The organism is Rhizobium sp. SU303, from assembly GCF_021052345.1.
In the GTDB taxonomy this organism is placed as follows: Bacteria; Pseudomonadota; Alphaproteobacteria; order Rhizobiales; family Rhizobiaceae; genus Rhizobium; species Rhizobium laguerreae.
This window is the reverse complement of the sequence record NZ_CP088095.1, coordinates 2,453,973-2,474,663: the sequence shown is the minus strand read 5'-3', so window position 1 is coordinate 2,474,663 and position 20,691 is coordinate 2,453,973. Positions and strand designations below refer to the sequence as shown.

The following is a 20,691-nucleotide window of genomic DNA, read 5'->3' as shown; positions in this document are numbered from 1 at the left end:
GCGAAGATGCATGAAGGGAATCGGATGAATGTCACACAAAGCATAAATCGATGATGCAGTGCACAATACGCTGACGTCAACGCAGGCGTGTGAGTGGAGATCGCCGCAAATCCCCGTTTTATAAGATGAATTCCGATATTTCCGACGCCGCAATCAAGGCGTCGATGAGGACGCGCCGTCGAGCTGCCGGTTCGGCCATAGGCGTTTTTCTCTTCCTGCGCGGGAAACGGGTGGCTGCATCGCCTGATGTTTGAGCATCTCAGATCTCGCAACAACCCAGGAGAGACCGATATGACACTTCTTAACGACAAGATCGCAATCATCACCGGCGCAAGCTCCGGCATCGGTCGCGCGGCGGCGAAACTCTTTGCGCGGCAAGGCGCCAAGCTTGTGGTCACCGGCCGGCGGCAGGATGCGCTCGATGCCGTCATCACAGAAATCGAGGCGGAGGGCGGACAGGCCGTCGCCATATCAGGCGATGTCAGGGACGAGGCGCTGCAGGCAAGGCTCGTCGAGACGGCAGTCTCACGTTTCGGTGGGCTCGACATCGCCTTCAACAATGCCGGCATCCTCGGTGAGATGGGGCCGGTCGCCGGGCTGTCGCTGGAGGGCTGGCGCGAGACGATCGAGACCAATCTCACCGCCGCCTTCCTCGGCGCCAAGTACCAGTCGGCGGCGATGGAAAAAGGCGGCGGATCGCTGATCTTCACCTCGACTTTCGTCGGCCACACCGTCGGCATGCCTGGCATGGCCGCCTATGCGGCGAGCAAGGCGGGGCTGATCGGCTTCGTGCAGGTGCTCGCCGCCGAACTCGGAGCGCAGAAGATCCGCGTCAACGCGCTGCTTCCCGGCGGCACCGACACGCCCGCCAGCATCACCAACGCGCCTGATGCCACGCCGGAGGTGCTCGCCTTCGTGGAGGGGCTGCATGCGCTGAAACGCATGGCGCAACCCGAAGAGATCGCCAATGCGGCGCTTTTCCTGGCCTCCGACATGTCGAGCTTCGTGACCGGCACGGCGATGCTGGCAGATGGTGGGGTTTCGATCAGCCGAACATAGGGCGGCGAGGAACGGTGCCGTCACGGTCATCACTGCGGCACGATCTTTGTTGCGGCGGGCTATGCCGCCGCAACAAAGGCATCGATCAAGCGACTTCGCGTATGTCTCTTTCTGCCTGGCGGTCGAGATAGGTGACCAGGTCCTCGATGGTGACGAGGGGGAGGTTGTGGCGTTCGGCAAAGAGCGTGAGTTCGGGCAGGCGGGACATGGTTCCGTCGTCGTTGGCGACTTCGCAGATGACGCCGGCGGGGACCCTTCCGGCGAGGCGGGCGAGATCGACGGCGGCTTCGGTGTGGCCGGGGCGGCCGAGGACGCCGCGGGGGTTGGCGCGCAGCGGAAAGATGTGGCCGGGGCGGGCGAAATCGGCGGGCTTCGCGCGATCGTCGACCAGGGCGCTGACGGTGGCGGCACGGTCCGCCGCCGAAATGCCCGTCGTCGTGCCGTTGAGATAATCGACCGAGACCGTGAAGGCGGTTTTGTGCGATTCCGTGTTGTTGGGCACCATCAGCGGAATATCGAGCGCATCGAGGCGCTCGCCTTCCATGGCGATGCAAACGAGGCCACGGGCGTGGGTCATCATGAAAGCGATTGTTTCCGGGGTGACGGCATCGGCCGCGACCACGATATCGCCTTCGTTTTCCCGGTTCTGGTCGTCGACGACGACGACCATCTTGCCGCTGGCGATGGCTGATATGGCATCTTCAATTCTTGCGATAGTCATGCTGTCTGGCCTTTCAAGGGTTATGTCAGCGGGCTGACATGGTCTGCTCGGCTCAATCCGTGAGCGAGCCTTCTGCCCTTGGGCGAACAAACGTCAGCCGACTCCAGGATGGAGTGCGACTGCCCGTGTTGTCCTCTTCCATCCGGACTATACCGTCGGCTCCGGCATCTCACCGGATCTGCTGACCTTCAGGCAGCTAGCTGCCTGAAGCGCTCGCGGGCTCCAGGATTGCTCCTGATACCGCCGGTGGGGAATTACACCCCGCCCTGAGAACATTTCAAAGATAGGATCAAAAACAGGCAGATGGCAAGGTCACTCGACGGGCAAAAATGCAAAGCTGCCCTAACGCCGGCGGACACACTGTTCACACGGAGGCGACGACCGTGTCGCCTTCCGCTCTTCACGGACGGTATGATCTTTGTTCCATGCATGTCGTTGTCCCAAAACCGCTACACACTTTTGGGCGACATGCATCAGGACATGATCAGGCCGCCGTCGACATTGATCGTCTGGCCGGTGATATAGGCGGCATCCTCGCTGGCGAGGAAGGTCACCAGGCCGGCGACGTCTTCGCCGGAGCCGGCCCGTTTCATCGGGATGCCCTCGACCCATTCCTTCATCAGTTCGCCGGGGGCGTAGTTGCCGAGCAGCTTGCCCCAAGCCTGGTCGTTATAGGCCCACATGTCGGTCTCGATGATGCCGGGGCAGAAGGCGTTGACGGTGATCTTCTCGATCGCGACTTCCTTGGCCAGGCTCTGGGTGATGCCGACGACGCCCATTTTCGAGGCGGCATAATGCGGCGTGTAGATAAAGCCGTCGCGGGCCTGGCCGGAGGCCGTGTTGATGATGCGGCCGCCGCGCTTGTGCTTGCGCATTCTTGATATCGCCTCCTGGGCGCAGAGGAAGACGCCCTTGGTGTTGACGGCCATGACCTTGTCCCATTCGTTTTCGGTCAGGTCCTCGACGCGGGCGATGGTGATGACGCCGGCATTCTGGATCGAGACGTCGACCGAGCCGAATTCCTTCTCGGCGGCATCGTAGAGGGCCGTGACGCTCGCTTTGTCGGTGACGTCGCCGATAAAGGAGATCGCCTTGCCGCCTTCGGCCGGATCTGTTCGGCAACGCCGTGAACCAGATCCTCGTTGGCCGAGACGACGAGATTGGCGCCTTCTTTCGCAAAGCGTTTGGCGATCGCCGCTCCGATGCCGCGGCTACCCCCGGTAATGACGACAGTCTTCTGCTCAAAGCGTTTCATGCTCTTTCCTTGTGTCCGTCGATAAACAGCAAATCTGGGTGCGACCTACCATGCGATCATTATTGGAGCGCAACCGGTTGTCGCAAATTCAGGCAGTCTTGAGCGCCGATGACGACGCCCCGAGCCATCCGCCCGTTCGATCGGCGTGAAGGGCGGGCAGACGACGATATCGCACGCCGTCATACCCGTTGGTCCCTTCAGCGCCTCGATCTCAGCCAGGGAGGAAGCGAGACCGTGCATTTTCCGGCGGCAATGAGCTTTCTCATCGCATCACCAGCAGCAGAAACCGCCGTCGACGAGCAGATCGACGCCGGTCACGAAACTTGCCGCATTCGACAGCAGGAACACCGCCGGACCTACCATCTCATCCACCGCTGCCATTCGCTGCATCGGCGTCTGCTCTTCGAAGAGCTTGGTCTGGTGGACCATCTCGGGACGGGTGTTCATGGGCGTTGCCGTGTATCCGGGGGAGATGGTGTTGACGCGAATGCCGCGGTCGACCCATTCCATCGCCATAGACTTCGACATGTGGATCACGCCCGCCTTGGAGGCGTTATAGTGCGCTTGGCTCAGTCCCCGGTTTACGATCACGCCGGACATGGAAGCGATGTTGACGATGGAGCCGCGTCCATTCTTCAGCATGGCGCGAGCCTCGGCCTGGCAGGAAAGAAAGACGCCTTTCAGGTTGATATCCATCAACGTCTGATATTGGTCCTCCTCCATCTCTTCCGCCGCGTTCGCGTTGGCGATGCCCGCCGCGTTGACTGCAAGTGTCAATGGGCCGAGATCGGCCTCGGTACATGCTATTGCCTCTCCAAGGGAAGACTTGCTCGTGACATCCGCCGCGATCTGGATCGAGCGGCGGCCGGCGGCGCGAATATGTTCAGCCGTTTTGGCCAGCCCGTCGTCGGTTCGACGGTCGAGCAGCGCCACGTCGGCGCCGCATTGCGCAAGGCCGATGGCAATGCGCTGACCAATGCCGCTGCCGGCTCCGGTAACGATGGCAACCTGGCCGCTGAGATCGAAAAGCTTCGGGGCGTTCAGAGTGATGTCGGACACCGCTCTTCCTTTCTCTGTCTGTTTAGATGGTGGCTAGCTCCATGACCGAAACGTCATTTGCCTGGTCACGATTGAGAATCCCCGCCTGCTTGCCTTGCGCAAGCACGAGAATGCGATTGGAGACTCCGAGAACTTCTTCGAGGTCCGAGCTTACGACGATGACCGCGACGCCCTGTTTGGCAAGATTGACGATGATGTCGTAGATGCCCGCTCGGGCGCCGACGTCGATGCCTCTCGTCGGTTCGTCGAGCACGACGACCTTGGGATCGCGCATGAGCCACTTCGCGATCACGACCTTCTGCTGGTTGCCGCCGGATAGGTCCGAGGCGTGCTGTTCAGCACGGCCCTTTACCCCGAACTTGGCAACTGCTTTTTCTGCAAAGGAGCGCTTGACGCGCGGCGTGATCCAACCGCCGCCGAGTTTGTCAAGATTGGCATAGATAATGTTCTCGCTGATCCGGTGCCCGACGATCAGGCCTTGCTCCTTGCGGTCTTCCGGAACCATCACGATACCCTTGGCGATCGCGTCCGCCGGATCTCGCAGCCTCAGTTCCTCGCCTTCCAGCTTGATCGAACCAGCACTGATTGGGTCTGCTCCCGAAATCGCACGCACCAGTTCGGTGCGGCCGGCACCGACCAATCCGGCGATTCCGAGAATTTCCCCGGCCCGAACCTCGAAGGTAACCTCACGGAACGAGTTGTCCGGCGAGCTCAGCCCGGACACCTGGAGTACCGGACGATCTGTCGGAACCGGCAGGGTAGGGAACAAGCGGTCAAGCGGGCGCCCGACCATGCTCTCGACAATCGTTCGCACCGGGGTCGCGCTGTCTGAGAATTCTTGCACCCGCTCCCCGTCACGCAGAACGACGATCCGGTCGGTTATCTGCTTGATCTCTTCCATGCGGTGGGAAATATAGACGATGCCGACGCCTTCTGAGCGAAGCTTCCGAACCTGTTCGAAGAGAGCTTCCGTCTCCGCGCCGCCAAGGGCGGCTGTCGGCTCATCGAGGATCAGGAGCTTTGCGTTGAGAGCCAGCGCCTTGGCGATCTCGATAAGTTGCTGATTTGCCGTGGAAAGGCCGGCGACCGTCCGCGTTGCGGGGATGTGAAGGTTCAAGCGAGCGAGCTGGTCCTGGGCCCGGCGAACCATCTGGGCGCGGTCGACGACGCCGTTCTTCATCGGCCAACGTCCGATGAAGACGTTTTCCGCGATCGACAGCTGCGGCAGAAGCAGCAGCTCCTGATGGATCAGCACAACGCCCTTGTCGATCGCTTCCCTTGGGGTGGCCGGGGCATAAGGCTGCCCCAGCCACGTCATTGATCCTTCGGATGGTGTGCGGGACCCGGCGATGATGCCCGATAGCGTTGACTTGCCTGCTCCGTTTTCACCGAGAAGTGCAACTACCTCGCCCGGATAGACGTCCAAGCTGACATTCTTCAGAACCTGGAGCGGCCCATACCATTTGGATATGCCCTTCAGGGAAAGAACTGGATCAGTCACGGCACACCTCCTCTAGACCTCGACTTCATTACGGATGGTTGGCGATGAAGCCTGCGACATTTTCCTTGGTTGTCAGCGTGGCATCCAGGAGTTGGACCGGCGGCACCTTTTCTCCGGCGACAAGCTTGGCGGCATTTTCAACCGCGTCGCGGCCCATCTTCTGCGTCTGCTGGGTCGCCGTTACGTTGAAGACGCCCTTGCTGAGTGCTTCGAGAGCTGCGGTGTCACCATCGAAGCCGCCAACCACGATCTTCTGGGAAGGGTTGGCGACCTTGATCGCCTGCGCGGCGCCAAGTGCGAGGCCGTCGGCCTGAGCGAACACGATCGAAACGTCCGGATTTGCCTGCAGCATATTCTGCATGATCTGGAATCCTTCGTCCTGGCTCCAGATGTTCGAGAACTGCTCGGCGACAACCTTGACATCAGGATATGCCTTGAGAGATTCAGCGCAGCCCTTCGAACGATCGACTTCCGGCGTCGTGCCCTTCTGGCCGTGGATGATGACCATCTTCCCCTTGCCGCCGGCTTCCTTCAGGATGTAGTCGCACACGGCTTTGGCAGACGCGACGGAATCCGTTGCAAGGAAGGTATCGCCGGGTGCTCCCTCGGCGTTGCGGTCGACGTTCACGACCGGAATACCAGCGCTCTTGGCGAGTTTGACCGGAACGGTCGCAGCCGCCGCACCTGCCGGAATGTAGATCAGCGCGTCGATCTTCTGGGTCAGGAGGTCCTGGATCTGATTGACCTGCGTCGGCCCGTCGCCCTTTGCGTCGACCGTGATGACTTCGATGCCGCGCTTCTTGGCTTCGGCTTCGACGGATTGCTTGATCTGGTTGAAGAAGTTTGCCTGAAGGTTGGCAACGGCCAGGCCGAGCTTTTTCAGTTCCGCCGCGTGTACGGGGCCGAGCATGAGACCGAGCAGGGCAGCAGACGCGAGCATGGTGCGCGCAATTTTCATTGTATTTCCTCCGTTGTTAGATGGAACCCTCGGGTATGTCCTCCCCCTCGGGGTATTGATCCGACCCAAATTTTTGGGGCGGATTCCTGGTCCGCCGACGCGGCGGACCCCGTTCGTCAGGCGCGACGCCGACGAATGGTCTCCGCGCCGACCGCGAGCACGATGACGATGCCGATGATCACTTGCTGCAGGAACGGCGAGACGTTGAGAAGATTGAGCCCGTTGCGAAGGACGCCGATGATGAGAACGCCGATCAGTGTTCCACCGATACCGCCCGCGCCGCCGGAGAGCGAAGTCCCGCCGATGACGACCGCGGCAATGGTGTCCAACTCATAGCCCAGACCGCTGGACGGCTGGACGGAATCCAGTCTGGCGGCGAGCACGATGCCTGCGAGCCCCGCAAGGACTGAACTTGCGACGTAGACGCCAATCGTCACGAGCGGGACGTTGATGCCCGCCAGCCGCGCGACTTCCGGATTTCCTCCCACCGCGTAGAGCATGCGACCTTCGGACCGGAAATGCAGGAAAAGCCACGCCGCAAGAACAACCGCAAGCATCAGAAACACAGTGGCTGTCAACACGCCGAAATGGCGATCGATTGCCAGCATCATGAACCAGTCGGGGAATCCGACGATCTGCTGGCCGTCCGTGATCATATTTGCAACGCCGCGAGCCGCGGACATCATCGCAAGAGTGGCAATAAACGCTGGAACCCTGAACTGCGTCACCAGAAGTCCGACGATCAGGCCTGAAACGCCCGATGCGACCAGAGCAAAAGCGATCCCGACCGGCAGCGGTAGGCCGGCGACATTCGCAGTCCAGCCCATGACCATCATCGCAAGAGCGAGTGCCGAGCCGACGGAGAGATCGATCCCGCCGATCAGAATGACAAAGGTCATACCGACGGCCATGATGCCGAGGACAGTGATCTGATCGAGGATGTTGAGACCGTTCCGAACCGAAAGAAACGTGTCTGTGCTGAGGCTCAGAAAGACGCACAGCGCGAGCAGTCCGACGAGTGGGCCGGTAGCTCCCTTGAGCTTGCTCAGCCAGGCTCCAGACGAAAGCCTCTGTTCATTGATATCGAGCGCCACCATTGCTCCTCCATATGCGTAGGCTTGTATCCGATATTTGTGCATTTCAGAATAATTATTCATGCTTGCTGGAAAATTCATTAACAACTTGCTATCGGGCTGTCAATAAGGTTTCCTCTGGTGTGTGCTCCTCACGGACTGCTTAAGGGGCTTGACTAATCGGTCTGTTATGCAAAAATATTGATGATTGAATATTTATGCATGGAGGGATTAATGAATCCGATAGAACTTGAGCGCATCGCTCGCCAGATCCGATTGCGCGATCTCCAGGCGGTCTTTGAAGCGGGCGCCGGCCATATTGGCGGCGAGATGTCGGTCATCGACATTTTGACGGCTCTCTATTTTCGTGTGCTGAATGTTTGGCCGGATCAGCCCAAACATCCCGACCGCGACAGGTTCGTTCTTTCAAAGGGGCATACCGCATGCGCGCTGTATGTAACGCTGGCGAAACGCGGCTTTATCCCAGAGGATGAGATTTCCACCTTCTTGCAGCCGCATTCGAGGCTGAACGGGCATCCAAATTGCAACAAGGTTCCTGGCGTCGAGACGAATACCGGGCCGCTCGGCCACGGTCTCCCGGTCGCGGTAGGGATGGCGATAGCTGCCAAGCTCTCAGGCGCGAAATTTCACACCTATGTCGTGACTGGCGACGGTGAGATGCAGGAGGGCTCAAACTGGGAAGCGATCATGGCGGCAGCTCAGTTCAAGCTCGACAACTTGACGTTGGTCATCGATCACAACAGGTTCCAACAGGGCGCCGCCTTGGCCGAAACCAATGATCTCGCCCCGCTTCGTCCGAAGCTTGAAGCGTTCGATTGGGAAGTCAGCGAAATCAACGGCAACAACATGAGCGAAATCGTTCCTGCTCTCGAACACCGCGGGTCAAGACCACATTGCATCGTCGCCCATACCAACAAGGGCCATGGAATATCGTTTATGCAGGACCGGGTCGACTGGCACCACAAGGTACCGAGCAGGGAACAATACGAAATCGCATTGGCAGAATTGTCGGAGGCACTGTAATGAACGCGCCAATAAACGCATCCAAGCTCTACGATTGCCGCGACGCATTCGCTGCTACGCTTGAGCGGCTGGCCGCCGAAAACGAGACGATCGTTGCCGTCTGCAACGACTCCGTAGGCTCCTCCAAGCTCGGCGGTTTCAAGGCGAAGTTTGGAGAGCGCCTCGTCAATGTCGGTATCGCTGAGCAGAACATGGTAGGGGTTGGGGCAGGCCTCGCCAATGGCGGCCGCCTTCCGTTCGTGTGCGCCGCCGCTCCGTTTCTAACAGGACGGTCGCTGGAGCAGATCAAGGCCGATATTTCGTATTCGAATGCCAACGTCAAGCTGGTCGGCATTTCTTCCGGAATGGCGTATGGCGAACTCGGCCCGACCCATCATTCGATCGAAGACTTCGCCTGGACACGGGTTCTGCCTAATCTTCCGGTCATCGCGCCTTGTGACCGCATCGAAACAGCTGCTGCGGTTGAATGGGCCGCGGCCTACAACGGCCCCTGCTTCCTGCGTCTGTCTCGCGTAGGTGTGCCTGATCTGCTTCCGGAGGGTCACAAGTTCGAACTTGGCAAGGCAAATCTGCTTCGCCAGGGTTCCGACGTCACCCTGATCGCAAACGGCACTTTGACTCATCGCATTTTGAAGGCGGCTGAAATCCTCGCAGACCGCGGCATCAATGCCAGGGTGCTCAACCTCGCAACGGTTCGTCCGATCGACGAAGAGGCTATCATCGCCGCGGCGAAGGAAACCGGAGCGATCGTTACAGCCGAAGAGCATTCGATCTTTGGCGGGCTCGGTTCCGCGGTAGCCGAAGTGGTCGTCGACAATGCCCCAGTCCCGATGAAACGTCTTGGAGTGCCCGGCGTCTACGCTCCGACCGGTTCGGCAGAGTTCCTGCTCGACGAATTCGGAATGGCGCCGTCCGCAATCGCCGACGCCGCGCAGTCGCTGATCAGGCGCAAGTAACTGGGATCACGCGACTTTTGTTCTTACGCAATTCCGGACGGAAAACCGCTTGGCACTTTTCCTGGAATTGCTCTAGCCGGGACGCTTTTGTCGCCCCGGCCGCCACCTGATCTGGGGAGGATAGAATGCGGGCAATTCTGGCAATCGACCAGGGCACGACCAATTCAAAGGCAGTTCTGGTTTCCGAAAAGGGAGAAATCGTCGGCAGAGGTTCGGCTCCTGTCGGCATTTCCTATCCGAAGCCGGGCTGGGTCGAACAAGACCCACGCCGGCTCTACGCATCGGTCTGCGAAGCGATCGACGCCTGCCTGAAGGCTGGCCCCGATGTGGCTATCGAGGCGGTGGCCATTTCCAACCAGCGCGAGTCTGTCACTGCCTGGGACGCCGAAACGGGAGACGCGCTTGGACCGGTGGTAAGCTGGCAGTGTCGTCGTACGGCACAGGATTGCGAACGTCTCATTGCCGAAGGCCGCCTTGACCGTGTGCAGGCGCTCACAGGCCTGCCATTGGATCCGATGTTCCCGGGTTCGAAATTCCGATGGCTGCTCGACCGTATTCCGGCCGGGCGATCGGTGCGGCTGGGAACGGTCGACAGTTGGCTCGTCCACTGCCTGACCGGCGGGCGTCGGCATGTTTGCGACGCTTCGAATGCTGCCAGGAGCCAGTTGTTCGATCTCCGGGAGCAGAGATGGAGCGAGGAACTTGGCGAGATCTTCGGCGTAGATATCGCGCTCCTGCCCGAGGTACTCGACAGTTCTGCCGATTTCGGCCGAACGCAAGGATTGCCTGGGGTGCCGGATGGCACTCCGATAATGGCTGCGATCGGAGACAGCCACGCAGCCCTGTTCGGTCATGGAGCATTCAAGCCGGGTGACGGGAAGGTGACCTTCGGAACCGGCTCTTCGGTAATGACGACGCTGCCGCGGTTCATTCCCCCACGGAATGGCGTCACAACCACCGTCGCATGGCGTATCGAGGGAAAGCCGACTTTCGCTTTCGAAGGCAATATTCTCGTTTGCGCCGCCAGTCTCCCCTGGATGGCAGGCATTCTCGGCCTTTCGGACGTGGCGGCCCTTGTCGAACTTGCGGCGAGCGCTGAGCCGGGGGGACCTGGCTTCGTGCCAGCATTCGTCGGACTGGGCGCACCCTATTGGAACTCCGACGCCCGTGCCCTGTTCTCCCAGATCAACTTCAATACGACACGTGCGCAAATGGCTCGGTCGGTCACCGACTCGATCGCCTTGCAGGTGCATGACGTGATCGCGGCCATGCGGGCACAGAGTGGCGGCGAGCTTGGCGCGCTCTACGTGGATGGTGGGCCGAGCCAGAACCGCTTTCTGATGCAGTGTGTCTCGAACCTCATCGAACATCCGGTAATCCAATGCGAAGCCCCCGAGGCGTCGGCTTTGGGGGCTGCTTATCTGGCGGGGCTTTCACTCGGCTTGTGGAGCGATCTCCAGATGATCGCGGAGTTGCCGCGAAACGCCCAAATCATTGAGCCGCAACCCCAGGATCGCGCGGGGCTTCTCGATACCTGGAATGATGCGCTTGCCCGCTCGACGGCCCGCGAAACACAGGCTAAAGGTGAATAAAAATTCACTCTGGGATTAGCGATGACTCGCCTTAACGAACTCCGCCTGATTTCAAGGGTCGCCCAGATGTACCATATGGAGGGACGGCGACAGGCAGAGATCGCACAGCACCTTCGCCTGTCGCAGGCGACGGTGTCGCGCATGCTTAAGCGTGCCGAGGCTGAAGATATCGTGCGAACCAGCGTGATCCCTCCCGCCGGTACCTACAGCGAGCTTGAGGGTGCGCTTCGCGAGAAATACGATCTGCCTGAGGCGATCGTCGTTGAGTGCACGGAAGATCGGGACGGAGCGATCATGGCCCGTATCGGTGAGGCAGCGGCTCATCTCTTGGAAGTGACGCTTGCGCCCGGGGAAATCATCGGCGTTTCGAGTTGGAGCCAGACCATTTTCAAGATGGTTGAGAACATTCATCCTCAGAAGAGCGCTCAGGCGAAATACGTCGTCCAGACCCTTGGAGGCATGGGGGATCCTTCAGTGCAGACGCATGCGACGCAGCTTACCACGCGGCTCGCGCGCCTGACTGGCGCCGAGCCGAAACTGCTCGCCGTGCAGGGTGTTACGTCGTCCAGAGAGGCAAAGCTTCTTATGCAGGCCGACCCGTTCGTCCGCGAGACGATGGACCTGTTCGGCAGCATAACGCTTGCGATTGTCGGAATCGGAGCAGTCGAACCGTCCGAACTTCTCGCACGGTCCGGCAACATCTTTTCGTCTCGCGAACTGTCCGATCTCGCGGAAGCGGGAGCCGTCGGCGATATCTCTCTTCGCTTCTTCGATAAGAACGGCAAGCCGGTCAAGACGCCCCTGGACGACCGGGTTATCGGCCTTCCACTTGAGGATCTCGAACGAGTGGACCGGGTCATTGCTCTTGCCGGCGGATCCAAAAAGACTGACGCGATTGCAGGCGCGCTCCGCGTGGGGGTCATCGATATGCTTGTTACAGACAAGTTTACCGCGCAGCGATTGATCAGCTGATAAGGCAGACTGATTTTGCCAACTTCAATGCGCCGTCCCATCCACGATTACGTGGTCGTGATCCAGCGAGCATTTCTCCACCCGGGCCTCGACCCGGTAGATCTCCCGCAGCATTTCGGCGGTGACGACGTCGCGGGGGGAGCCGCAGGCGTGCATGCGGCCGTTGGCGATGACGAGGACCTTGTCGGCGAAGCGCAGCGCCTGGTTAAGGTCGTGGATGGCGATCAGCACGATCATGCCCTTGGTACGGGCCTGGCGGCGCATGAAGTCGAGGACCTCGACCTGGCGGTGAAGGTCGAGCGCGCTGGTCGGCTCGTCCATCAGCATGATCTCCGGCTCGCGCACCAGCGCCTGGGCGATCGAGACGAGCTGGCGCTGGCCGCCGGAAAGCGCGCCGAGATCGCGGAAGGCGATGGCTGTGATATCCAATGCCTTCATGATCTCGTCGATGAAGCGCAAATCGCTGTCGCTGACGGCCCAGGACTTGCCCTGCTTGCGGGCAAGCAGGATGGATTCATAGACTGTCAGCACCGCGTTTGCCGAGGTATCCTGCGGCATGTAGCTGATGGCGTTTTTCGTCTTCGATCCTTCGACCACGACATGACCCGGCCCTTTGAGCAGGCCGGTGATGCGCTTGAAGAGCGTCGACTTGCCGGCAGCATTCGGGCCGATCACCGCCACGACCTCGCCTGATTTAATCACCGGCGTCGTCACGTCTTCGACGAAGAGCTTGCGGCCGTGATAGGCGCCGACCGATTGCAACTGAAGCGCTACCACGACCGGCTCCTGTTCGAGAGGATGAGCGAGAAGAAGAAGGGCACGCCGACCAGCGCGGTGATGATGCCGATCGGGAAGACGACACCCGGGATGATCGACTTCGAGACGATCGAGGTCAGCGACAGGAGCAGCGCGCCTGACAGGATCGAGCCCGGCAGGAAGAAGCGCTGATCCTCGCCGAGGATCATGCGTGATATATGCGGCCCGACAAGGCCGACGAAACCGATTGTGCCGACGAAGCTGACCGGCACTGCGGCGAGCAGCGAGACCACGAGCATGGTCTCAAGCCGGATGCGGCGGACATTGACGCCGAAGCTCGCGGCCTTGTCTTCGCCGAGGCGGATCGCGGTCAGCGCCCAGGCGTTACGGGCAAAGAGCGGCAGGGCGATCAGGAGAACGGTAAGCGTTACCCAGATCTTCGGCCAGGTGGCCTTGGTGAGGCTGCCCATCGTCCAAAAGACGACAGCCGACAGCGCCTGTTCTGAGGCGAGATATTGCAGGAAGGCGAGCAACGCATTGAAGGTGAAGACCAGCGCGATGCCGAGCAGTACCACCGTCTGCACCGAGACGCCGCGAGCCTGCGAGACGAAATGGATGAAGAGCGTGGCAATCAACGCCATGATGAAGGCATTGACCGGCACGAGCAGGCCGGCTGCAACAGGCAGAAGCGGAACGCTGGTGACGATCGCCAGTGCTGCGCCGAAGCTTGCCGCGGCCGAAATGCCGAGCGTGAAGGGGCTGGCGAGCGGATTGGCGAGGATCGTCTGCATCTGCGCGCCGGCGACGGAGAGCGATGCGCCCACGACGATCGCCATCACGGCAACCGGCATGCGGATGCCCCAGACGACGGCCCGCACCTGATCGGACACGGAGGAGGGGTTGAGAAGGGCGGAGACAACCTCGGTAAGACTATAGCGGGCCGGCCCCCAGGCGAGATCGACGGCGAAGGACAGACAAAGCGCTGCCGTCATGGCAAAAAGGATCAGCAGCTTGCGCCGAGCGAGGGCGCGGTAGCGCTCCCTCCCGGCTTCGGCTTCGATCGATAGTGCGGCGATCTCGGCCATTTCGGATTACTGACCCGCCTTGGCGTCGACCCAGTAACCCGGCTGGTAGGCGACCGGCAGGAATTTTTCGTGGAATTCCTTGAAGGTGGCATCGGGATCGAGATCGGCAAAGAGGTTCGGATGGAACCACTTGGCCAGCTGCTGCACGGCGACGAACTGATAGGGGCTGGTATAGAACTGGTGCCAGATCGCATGGACATTGCCGCCGGCAACCGCTCTGGAGCCGGTGAAGGCAGGGTTTTCCATCAGCGTGTTCAGCGCCTTGCGGCTGTCGTCGAAGGTGGCTGCCGCATTCGGGCCGACATTCACAAAGTCCTTGGCATTCTTGGTCTGGCTCCAATTGGAGCCGGTGACGACGATGACGTCAGGATTGGAGGCGACGACCTGCTCGGCATTGATCGAGCCGGTATAGCCAGGCAGGAAATCGGAGCCGAGATTGTGGCCGCCGGCCCAATCGACCATCAGGCCGAAATTGTCGGGACCGAAAGTGCCGCAGCACTCCACCAGACCTGCGGCGCGATACATGAAGACATTCGGCTTCGGCGGATTGGCGGCCTTCAGCTTGTCCGCCACACGGGCCATCTGCTCTTTCCAGAAGCTGGCGACGGCTTCGGCGCGGTCCTCATGGCCGAAGATCTGGCCGAGGATCTTCAGGCTCGGCTCGGTGTTGGCGAGAATGTGCTCGCGGAAATCAATATAGACGATCTTCACGCCGATGCCGGCGAGCTTGTCCTCGAGCTTCACTTCGTCGGCGGCCGTCTTGTTGCCGATCGGCAGCAGCAGCACGTCGGGATCCAGCTTGACGACTGTTTCGGTCTGCAGCGTGCCGTCAGTCAGGTTGCCGAGGAAGGGCAGGTCCTTGCCCTTCGGAAACTTCTCGACATAGGCGTTGAAGCCGTCCTTGTCGGTGGTCCAGAGATCGTTGCGCCAGCCGACGATCTTGGCGAAGGGATCGTCCTTCTCGATCGGCGCGACGGCGTAGAGCATGCGGCCTTCCCCAAGGATCACTCGCTCGACCGGCTTGTCGAAGCTCACTTCACGACCGGCCACATCCTTGATGGTAAAGGATTGCGCAGGCGCCGAAAGCGGCATCAGGCCCGCAACGGCGAATGCTGAGGCTGCGAGCGTTTTCACGAAATTCATCTGGAAATTCCCCCGAGGTCTGAATAATGTCCGCAGGCATAGGAAATATGACTTTGTGAATCAAGTTATATGTTTTAGAGCGTTTCCAAACTGATGCCGTGCCGGGGGCTGCGATGAATTCCATGAATACCAATTACTCCATCCGAGACGAAATCCGCGACTTCTGGTCGGAACGGGCGGCGACCTTCGACCAGAGCGTAGGCCATGAAATCTTTTCGGAAGCGGAGCGGAAGGGCTGGCAGCGGCTGATCAAAAAACATCTCGGCGAGGGCGAAGGACGTGCAGCCCTCGATCTTGCTTGCGGCACCGCCGTGATTTCGCATCTGATGAACGATGTCGGCTTCAAGGTGACCGGGTTGGACTGGTCGGATGCGATGCTGGCGCAGGCGCGCGCCAAGGCGAAGAAGCGCGGCACCGATATTCGTTTCGTTTCCGGCGACGCCGAAAACACCATGGAGCCCAAGGACAGTTACGACGTCATCACCAACCGCCATCTCGTCTGGACGCTGGTCGATCCGGCTTCGGCCTTTAAGGAATGGTTCTCGGTATTGAAGCCGGGCGGCAAGGTGCTGATCCTCGACGGCAATATGGGCAAGGAAACCTGGGTCAAGGGCCTGCAGAAGCTCTGGACGCAGGTGACCGGCAAACCGCCGGCGAGCCACATGACGCCGGAAATGATGGCGCGGCACCAGAAGATCCGCTCACGCGTGCATTTCTCCAACCAGATGCCAGCCGAAGCCGTCGTCGATCTTTTGCGCCAAGCCGGTTTTGCGGATATTGTCATCGACCGCAAACTTGCCGCTATCCATTGGGCGCAGGCCCGCAAGATGCCGTTCCTGCGCGGGCTGGAGCGCATGGTGCAGGACCGGTTTGCGGTCTGTGCGCGCAAGCCTGGGTGATGGGTTGGCGGTGATGCTGCGGCTTGCTCCCTCTTCTCCCCAGCGGGGAGAAGATGCCCTTCAGGGCAGATGAGGGGGTGAGCGGCGAAGCCGCGAATGCGCTGAGCGCAAGCGAAGGGCAATGAAGGGTGTGCCGTGCGGCCCCCCTCATCCGACCCTGCGGGCCACCTTCTCCCCGCTGGGGAGAAGATAAGAGGGAGACTGCCGCACCGTATCCCGACCCTTCGCGGGGCTCAGGGCGTTCGGCCCCGCGATCGATTCACTGGATCGATCGCTCCCCGCTTTGCGGGGACCGGGCCTCACCCTCCGGTGACGCTCATATGCCTGGCCACGGCCGGACGGTTATGCGTGCGGTCGATGATGAAGTCGTGGCCTTTGGGTTTGCGGGTGATGGCTTCGTCGATGGCGGTGTGAAGGAGGGCGTCGTCTTCGGTGGCGCGGAGTGCGGCGCGGAGATCGGCGGCGTCGTTCTGGCCGAGGCACATGTAGAGCGTGCCGGTGCAGGTGAGGCGGACGCGGTTGCAGCTCTCGCAGAAATTATGGGTCATCGGCGTGATGAAGCCAAGGCGGCCGCCGGTTTCTTCGACCCTGACGTAACGCGCCGGGCCGCCGGTCTGGTAATCGATGTCAGCAAGGGTGAACTGCTCTTCGAGATCGGCGCGCAGTTTCGAAAGCGGCAGATACTGGTCGGTGCGGTCTTCTTCGATCTCGCCCATCGGCATGGTTTCGATGACGGTGAGATCCATGCCGCGGCCATGGGCGAAGCGCAGCAGCTCCGGCATCTCGGCATCGTTAAAATCCTTCAGCGCCACGGCATTGAGCTTGATCTTCAGCCCGGCTTTCTGAGCGGCGTCGATGCCTTCCATGACTTTGGCGAAATCGCCCCAGCGGGTGATCTTGCGGAACTTGTCGGGGTCGAGCGTATCTAGCGAGACGTTGATCCGGCGCACGCCGCAATCATAGAGCTCCTCGGCATGGCGGGAAAGCTGTGAGCCGTTGGTGGTCAGCGTCAATTCGTCGAGGCCGGAGCCGATCTTCTGGCCGAGCTGGCGCACCAGATACATGATGTTCTTGCGCACCAAGGGTTCGCCGCCGGTCAGCCTGATCTTGCTGACACCCTTGGCGATGAAGGCGGAACAGAGCCGGTCGAGCTCTTCCAGCGTCAAAAGATCCTTCTTCGGCAGAAAGGTCATATTCTCCGCCATGCAATAGGTGCAGCGGAAATCGCAGCGGTCGGTGACGGAGACGCGGAGATAGGTGACCGCCCGCCCGAAGGGGTCGATCATCGGGTGTGCATCCGCCACCAGCGGCGATGCATTGCCTATCGTTCCGACTCTGGTGTTCACCTGTATCTCCGTACTCTCATCAATGTGGGCATATGCTATTGTCGCGTCAAGGGAAACAGCCGCGCCAGCATGCCAATTTCAGCTTGCGCTGAAAAAGATCAGCGCCTACTCCTCGCATGAGAAGAGGACAAAATGATGAGCGATATCTGGCCGAGCGAACTTCGCGTCTCGAAAGACAGGCAGCGGCTGGTGGTGACCTTCAACGACGGCCAGAGCTTCGACCTGTCGGCCGAGCTGTTGCGTGTGCTGTCGCCCTCGGCCGAGGTGCAGGGCCACGGGCCGGGGCAGAAGGTGACGGTGCCCGGCAAACGCAATGTTGCGATCATCTCGATGATGCCGACCGGCAATTATGCGGTTCGGATCGGCTTCGACGACATGCATGATACCGGCATCTACACCTGGACCTATCTGCGCGAACTGGGTGAACGGGGCGCTGAGCTGTTTTCCGCCTATGAGGCCGAGCTGAGCGAAAAGGGCATGAACCGCGATACGGCGGAGAAGCCACGCTGAGGCTCACGAGAGCGCCGCTATCACATTCAATAGACCCATAATTCCAGCCATCGGGGGGCCATGTGGCGAAAACGAACGGAAAGAACTGGCTGCGCGCCAAGGGCAGCGCCAGCGGCAACAAGGTGACCTTCCTCGAACTGTTCTTCGATCTGGTCTTCGTCTTTTCGATCTCGCAGCTCTCGCATGCGCTTGCCGCCCACTATACGCCGCTCGGTGCTGCCGAAGCGGCGCTGATGACCTTCGCCGTCTGGTGGGTGTGGATTTTCACCGCCTGGGTGACGAACTGGCTCGATCCGGACAAGATGCCGGTGCGCGGGATGCTGGTGGCGCTGATGATGCTCGGGCTGCTGCTGTCTGCCTCCATCCCCGAGGCTTTCGGCGACAAGGGCCTGCTGTTTGCCGGCGCCTATGTGGCGATGCAGGTTGGGCGCTCGCTGTTTGCCACCTATGCGATGACGCGCGTCGACCGCGCCAATACTTTGAATTTCGTCCGCATCACCGCCTGGCTCGTGGCAGCAGGGGTCTTCTGGATTGCCGGCGGGCTGCTCGAGCATGAAGCCCGGCCGATCGCCTGGGTGATAGCGCTTGCGATCGAATATGCCGGGCCGGCCGCGGGCTTTGCCGTGCCGGGGCTCGGCCGCTCGACGGCGCGGGACTGGGACGTTTCCGGCGCGCATATGGCCGAGCGCTGCGCGCTCTTCGTCATCATCTGCCTCGGCGAGGCAATCCTCGTTTCCGGCCGCACCTTTGCGGAGCTGCCGTTCTCGGGGCTGACCGGCGTCGTCTTCGTCACCGCCTTCATCGGCACGGTCGCCATGTGGTGGCTCTACTTCCGCTTCGGCCACGGGCGCGCCGCCCACCGCATCGAGCATGAAGAGACGCCGGGCAGCCTGGCGCGGCAGGCCTTCACCTATGGGCATATCCCTATCCTCGCCGGCATCATCGTCCATGCGGTCGCGGTCGAGTTCATGTTTTCGCATCCGCATGAGACCGGCAATCTTGGTATCGCCGCGGCCGTGCTCGGCGGCTCCGGCCTGTTCCTGATCGGCAATCTCTGGTTCAAGGGCGCGACCAGCGGGCGGATGCCGCTCTCGCATCTCGCCGGCCTGGTGTTTTTGATCCTGCTTGCCTTTGTCGCGCCCTTCATCGAGGTCTATCTGATGGGTATTCTCGCGACGCTGGTGCTGATCGTCGTCGCCGCCTGGGAATACCGCTCGCTGACCGGTACGGAGGCAGCGCCGACGCTGCATTGAACATCAGTCCTCGTCGCGCAGATCTTTCAGCAGCACGGTGATGATCCGCTCCATCGAATCGGCAGTCGCCATGCATTGATCTATCGGCTCATCCGACAGCACGCGATCGATGAGGCCGGTCTGGATGGCCATGGCTTCCTCACTCAGCTTTCGACCCTCTGGCGTCAAATAGAGGCGCAGCACGCGCTTGTCGCGCTCGTCATCGCGGCGAAGGAGCAGACCGCGCTTTTCCATCTGCGGCAGCAGCATGCTCATATTGGAGCGGCCGACCAGCAGCTTGCGCGCCAGCTCCTGCTGCGAGATACCTTCGAAACGATAGAGATTGACCAGGATATCGAGGTGCGGCGGCTTGATGTCGAGATCGGCAAGCGAGCGGGCCAGGGATTGTTGCATGAGCTGGCAGGCGCGAGCCACCGCGATCCAGCTGCGAAAACGCGGGTGATCCCAGGGAAGGGATTGATTTTTGTTCATCGTTGTACTTTATTGTTCAGTGTTGAACAGTCTTTTGGAATCCCACTATGGCAAACTTTGCGCTTGACGTCACCCGCCTCGGGTTTTCGGTTCTGCAGGCGGTTTCTCCTGATCTGGCAGGCAGAGCGGCGTTCCGGCTGTTCTGCCGGACGCGATCGGCAAAGCCGAAGGGAGCAAAGGCGAGGGCGGCGCATGCAGCGGGCGCGGCCCGGCTTGCCGGCGCCGAACGCTTCACCCTCAGGCTTTCCGGCGGGCGCCAAGCGCATGCCTATCGGCTGAACGGCGGGGCGAGGGGCAAACGCAAGCGCTACCTGGTGACACATGGCTGGGGATCGAGCGCGGCCTATATGGCCGAACTCGTCTCGATGCTTGCGGCAACGGGCGCGGAAGTCGTGGCGCTCGATTTTCCCGGCCACGGCCGCTCCGGCGGGCGCTTCCTTCATATGGGGCTTGCGGTCGAGACGATCGCGGCGGCGGAGGCGCGCTTCGGCGCATTCGATGCGGCGATCGGCCATTCCTTCGGCGGTGCGGCATTGATGGTCTCGGCGGCAGGCCTGCTGCCTGGCGCGGCGCCTGTCACCACGGAGAGACTTGTGCTGATCGGTGCGCCGAGCGAGATGGGCTGGCTGTTTACCGATTTCGGCCGGATGGTCAATCTTCGCCCTGCAGCGCAAGCGGCACTGGAGAACGAGGTCCATCGCGTCACCGGACGGAGACTTGAGGATTTCGACGCCGGCGAGGCGGCGGGCGTCATCGGCCGGCCGGTGCTCGTCATCCATGCCGAAGATGACAAGGAGGTGTCGTCTCTCCATGCCAGGCGCTATGGCGCGGCGGGGAAGGGCGTTCGGCTTCTCTGGGCGAACGGCTTCGGCCACCGGCGCATCATTGGCGCCGCGCCGGTTCTTGCCGCGATCGCGGCTTTTCTCGGCGGCGATCGGGGCGTAGGTGAAGCGCCTGATGAAAGCATCAAAAAAGATGCGGAGATCATTCCGTTTTTTGAGCTTCCGGCAAAACGCGCGGCATTGTAGCGTCCGTCGC

At 60.9% G+C, this 20,691-nt stretch carries 19 protein-coding genes, 1 pseudogene and 1 riboswitch; of the genes and pseudogenes, 9 read left to right on the top strand and 11 right to left on the bottom strand.

Going from position 1 to position 20,691, the window contains the following annotated elements:
• The first annotated feature begins 291 nt into the window (after positions 1-291).
• Positions 292-1,059, top strand: coding sequence for an SDR family oxidoreductase (locus tag RlegSU303_RS12355; protein ID WP_131644237.1), 768 nt, complete (start codon positions 292-294; stop codon positions 1,057-1,059).
• Between the two features lie 85 nt (positions 1,060-1,144).
• On the opposite strand, the gene ribB is transcribed toward RlegSU303_RS12355, so the two are convergent.
• From ribB to RlegSU303_RS12325, 6 genes and pseudogenes are all read right to left on the bottom strand, one after another.
• Complete coding sequence (gene ribB / locus RlegSU303_RS12350; protein ID WP_131718595.1) at positions 1,145-1,780, bottom strand: 3,4-dihydroxy-2-butanone-4-phosphate synthase; 636 nt, start codon at positions 1,778-1,780, stop codon at positions 1,145-1,147.
• A 126-nt stretch (positions 1,781-1,906) separates the two neighbouring features.
• A riboswitch (FMN riboswitch) is annotated at positions 1,907-2,058 on the bottom strand.
• A gap of 195 nt (positions 2,059-2,253) precedes the next feature.
• A pseudogene (locus tag RlegSU303_RS12345) lies at positions 2,254-3,035 on the bottom strand (glucose 1-dehydrogenase).
• Between the two features lie 270 nt (positions 3,036-3,305).
• Positions 3,306-4,094: an SDR family oxidoreductase gene (locus tag RlegSU303_RS12340; RefSeq protein ID WP_131718593.1), complete on the bottom strand. Its 789-nt coding sequence runs from the start codon at positions 4,092-4,094 to the stop codon at positions 3,306-3,308.
• A 22-nt stretch (positions 4,095-4,116) separates the two neighbouring features.
• Positions 4,117-5,595, bottom strand: coding sequence for a sugar ABC transporter ATP-binding protein (locus RlegSU303_RS12335; protein WP_131718592.1), 1,479 nt, complete (start codon positions 5,593-5,595; stop codon positions 4,117-4,119).
• Between the two features lie 28 nt (positions 5,596-5,623).
• Positions 5,624-6,553, bottom strand: a complete 930-nt coding sequence (locus RlegSU303_RS12330; protein WP_003540275.1) for a sugar ABC transporter substrate-binding protein — start codon at positions 6,551-6,553, stop codon at positions 5,624-5,626.
• 116 nt (positions 6,554-6,669) lie between these two features.
• Positions 6,670-7,650, bottom strand: a complete 981-nt coding sequence (locus RlegSU303_RS12325; protein ID WP_094085787.1) for an ABC transporter permease — start codon at positions 7,648-7,650, stop codon at positions 6,670-6,672.
• Between the two features lie 210 nt (positions 7,651-7,860).
• Between RlegSU303_RS12325 and RlegSU303_RS12320 the strand changes: the two genes are divergently transcribed.
• From RlegSU303_RS12320 to RlegSU303_RS12305, 4 genes are all read left to right on the top strand, one after another.
• On the top strand, positions 7,861-8,670 hold the full coding sequence (locus tag RlegSU303_RS12320; protein ID WP_017960734.1) for a transketolase: 810 nt from the start codon (positions 7,861-7,863) through the stop codon (positions 8,668-8,670).
• The gene (locus RlegSU303_RS12315) at positions 8,670-9,626 is read left to right on the top strand and encodes a transketolase family protein (protein WP_131709211.1); all 957 of its coding nucleotides are present in this window, start codon (positions 8,670-8,672) and stop codon (positions 9,624-9,626) included. The genes RlegSU303_RS12320 and RlegSU303_RS12315 overlap by 1 nt, the downstream gene beginning before the upstream one ends.
• A 125-nt stretch (positions 9,627-9,751) precedes the next feature.
• On the top strand, positions 9,752-11,218 hold the full coding sequence (locus RlegSU303_RS12310) for an FGGY family carbohydrate kinase (RefSeq protein WP_131718591.1): 1,467 nt from the start codon (positions 9,752-9,754) through the stop codon (positions 11,216-11,218).
• A 21-nt stretch (positions 11,219-11,239) separates the two neighbouring features.
• Complete coding sequence (locus RlegSU303_RS12305) at positions 11,240-12,190, top strand: sugar-binding transcriptional regulator (RefSeq protein WP_094085790.1); 951 nt, start codon at positions 11,240-11,242, stop codon at positions 12,188-12,190.
• A gap of 24 nt (positions 12,191-12,214) precedes the next feature.
• Here the strand turns inward: RlegSU303_RS12305 and RlegSU303_RS12300 are convergent, their stop codons facing one another.
• From RlegSU303_RS12300 to RlegSU303_RS12290, 3 genes are read right to left on the bottom strand one after another with little or no spacing between them, the layout of a single operon-like run.
• Positions 12,215-12,967: an ABC transporter ATP-binding protein gene (locus RlegSU303_RS12300; protein WP_094085791.1), complete on the bottom strand. Its 753-nt coding sequence runs from the start codon at positions 12,965-12,967 to the stop codon at positions 12,215-12,217.
• The gene (locus tag RlegSU303_RS12295) at positions 12,961-14,031 is read right to left on the bottom strand and encodes a FecCD family ABC transporter permease (protein ID WP_131709209.1); all 1,071 of its coding nucleotides are present in this window, start codon (positions 14,029-14,031) and stop codon (positions 12,961-12,963) included. The genes RlegSU303_RS12300 and RlegSU303_RS12295 overlap by 7 nt, the downstream gene beginning before the upstream one ends.
• Before the next feature lie 6 nt (positions 14,032-14,037).
• Complete coding sequence (locus tag RlegSU303_RS12290) at positions 14,038-15,174, bottom strand: ABC transporter substrate-binding protein (RefSeq protein ID WP_017960728.1); 1,137 nt, start codon at positions 15,172-15,174, stop codon at positions 14,038-14,040.
• A 113-nt stretch (positions 15,175-15,287) separates the two neighbouring features.
• Here RlegSU303_RS12290 and RlegSU303_RS12285 point away from each other — a divergent pair, with 113 nt between their 5' ends.
• Entirely contained in the window at positions 15,288-16,073 is a 786-nt protein-coding gene (locus tag RlegSU303_RS12285) for a class I SAM-dependent methyltransferase (protein WP_026158713.1), read from the top strand.
• Between the two features lie 299 nt (positions 16,074-16,372).
• Here the strand turns inward: RlegSU303_RS12285 and moaA are convergent, their stop codons facing one another.
• Positions 16,373-17,419, bottom strand: coding sequence for a GTP 3',8-cyclase MoaA (gene moaA / locus RlegSU303_RS12280; RefSeq protein ID WP_131718590.1), 1,047 nt, complete (start codon positions 17,417-17,419; stop codon positions 16,373-16,375).
• A 135-nt stretch (positions 17,420-17,554) separates the two neighbouring features.
• On the opposite strand from moaA, the gene RlegSU303_RS12275 reads away from it, so the two are divergent.
• Both RlegSU303_RS12275 and RlegSU303_RS12270 read left to right on the top strand, forming a co-directional pair.
• Positions 17,555-17,929, top strand: a complete 375-nt coding sequence (locus RlegSU303_RS12275) for a gamma-butyrobetaine hydroxylase-like domain-containing protein (protein WP_131628936.1) — start codon at positions 17,555-17,557, stop codon at positions 17,927-17,929.
• A 62-nt stretch (positions 17,930-17,991) separates the two neighbouring features.
• Complete coding sequence (locus tag RlegSU303_RS12270; protein WP_131718589.1) at positions 17,992-19,182, top strand: low temperature requirement protein A; 1,191 nt, start codon at positions 17,992-17,994, stop codon at positions 19,180-19,182.
• Between the two features lie 3 nt (positions 19,183-19,185).
• Here the strand turns inward: RlegSU303_RS12270 and RlegSU303_RS12265 are convergent, their stop codons facing one another.
• Positions 19,186-19,653, bottom strand: a complete 468-nt coding sequence (locus RlegSU303_RS12265) for a MarR family winged helix-turn-helix transcriptional regulator (protein WP_131718588.1) — start codon at positions 19,651-19,653, stop codon at positions 19,186-19,188.
• Between the two features lie 47 nt (positions 19,654-19,700).
• Here RlegSU303_RS12265 and RlegSU303_RS12260 point away from each other — a divergent pair, with 47 nt between their 5' ends.
• Positions 19,701-20,681 (top strand): alpha/beta hydrolase, encoded by a 981-nt coding sequence (locus RlegSU303_RS12260; RefSeq protein WP_131718587.1) that lies wholly within the window; start codon positions 19,701-19,703, stop codon positions 20,679-20,681.
• Positions 20,682-20,691 lie beyond the last annotated feature (10 nt).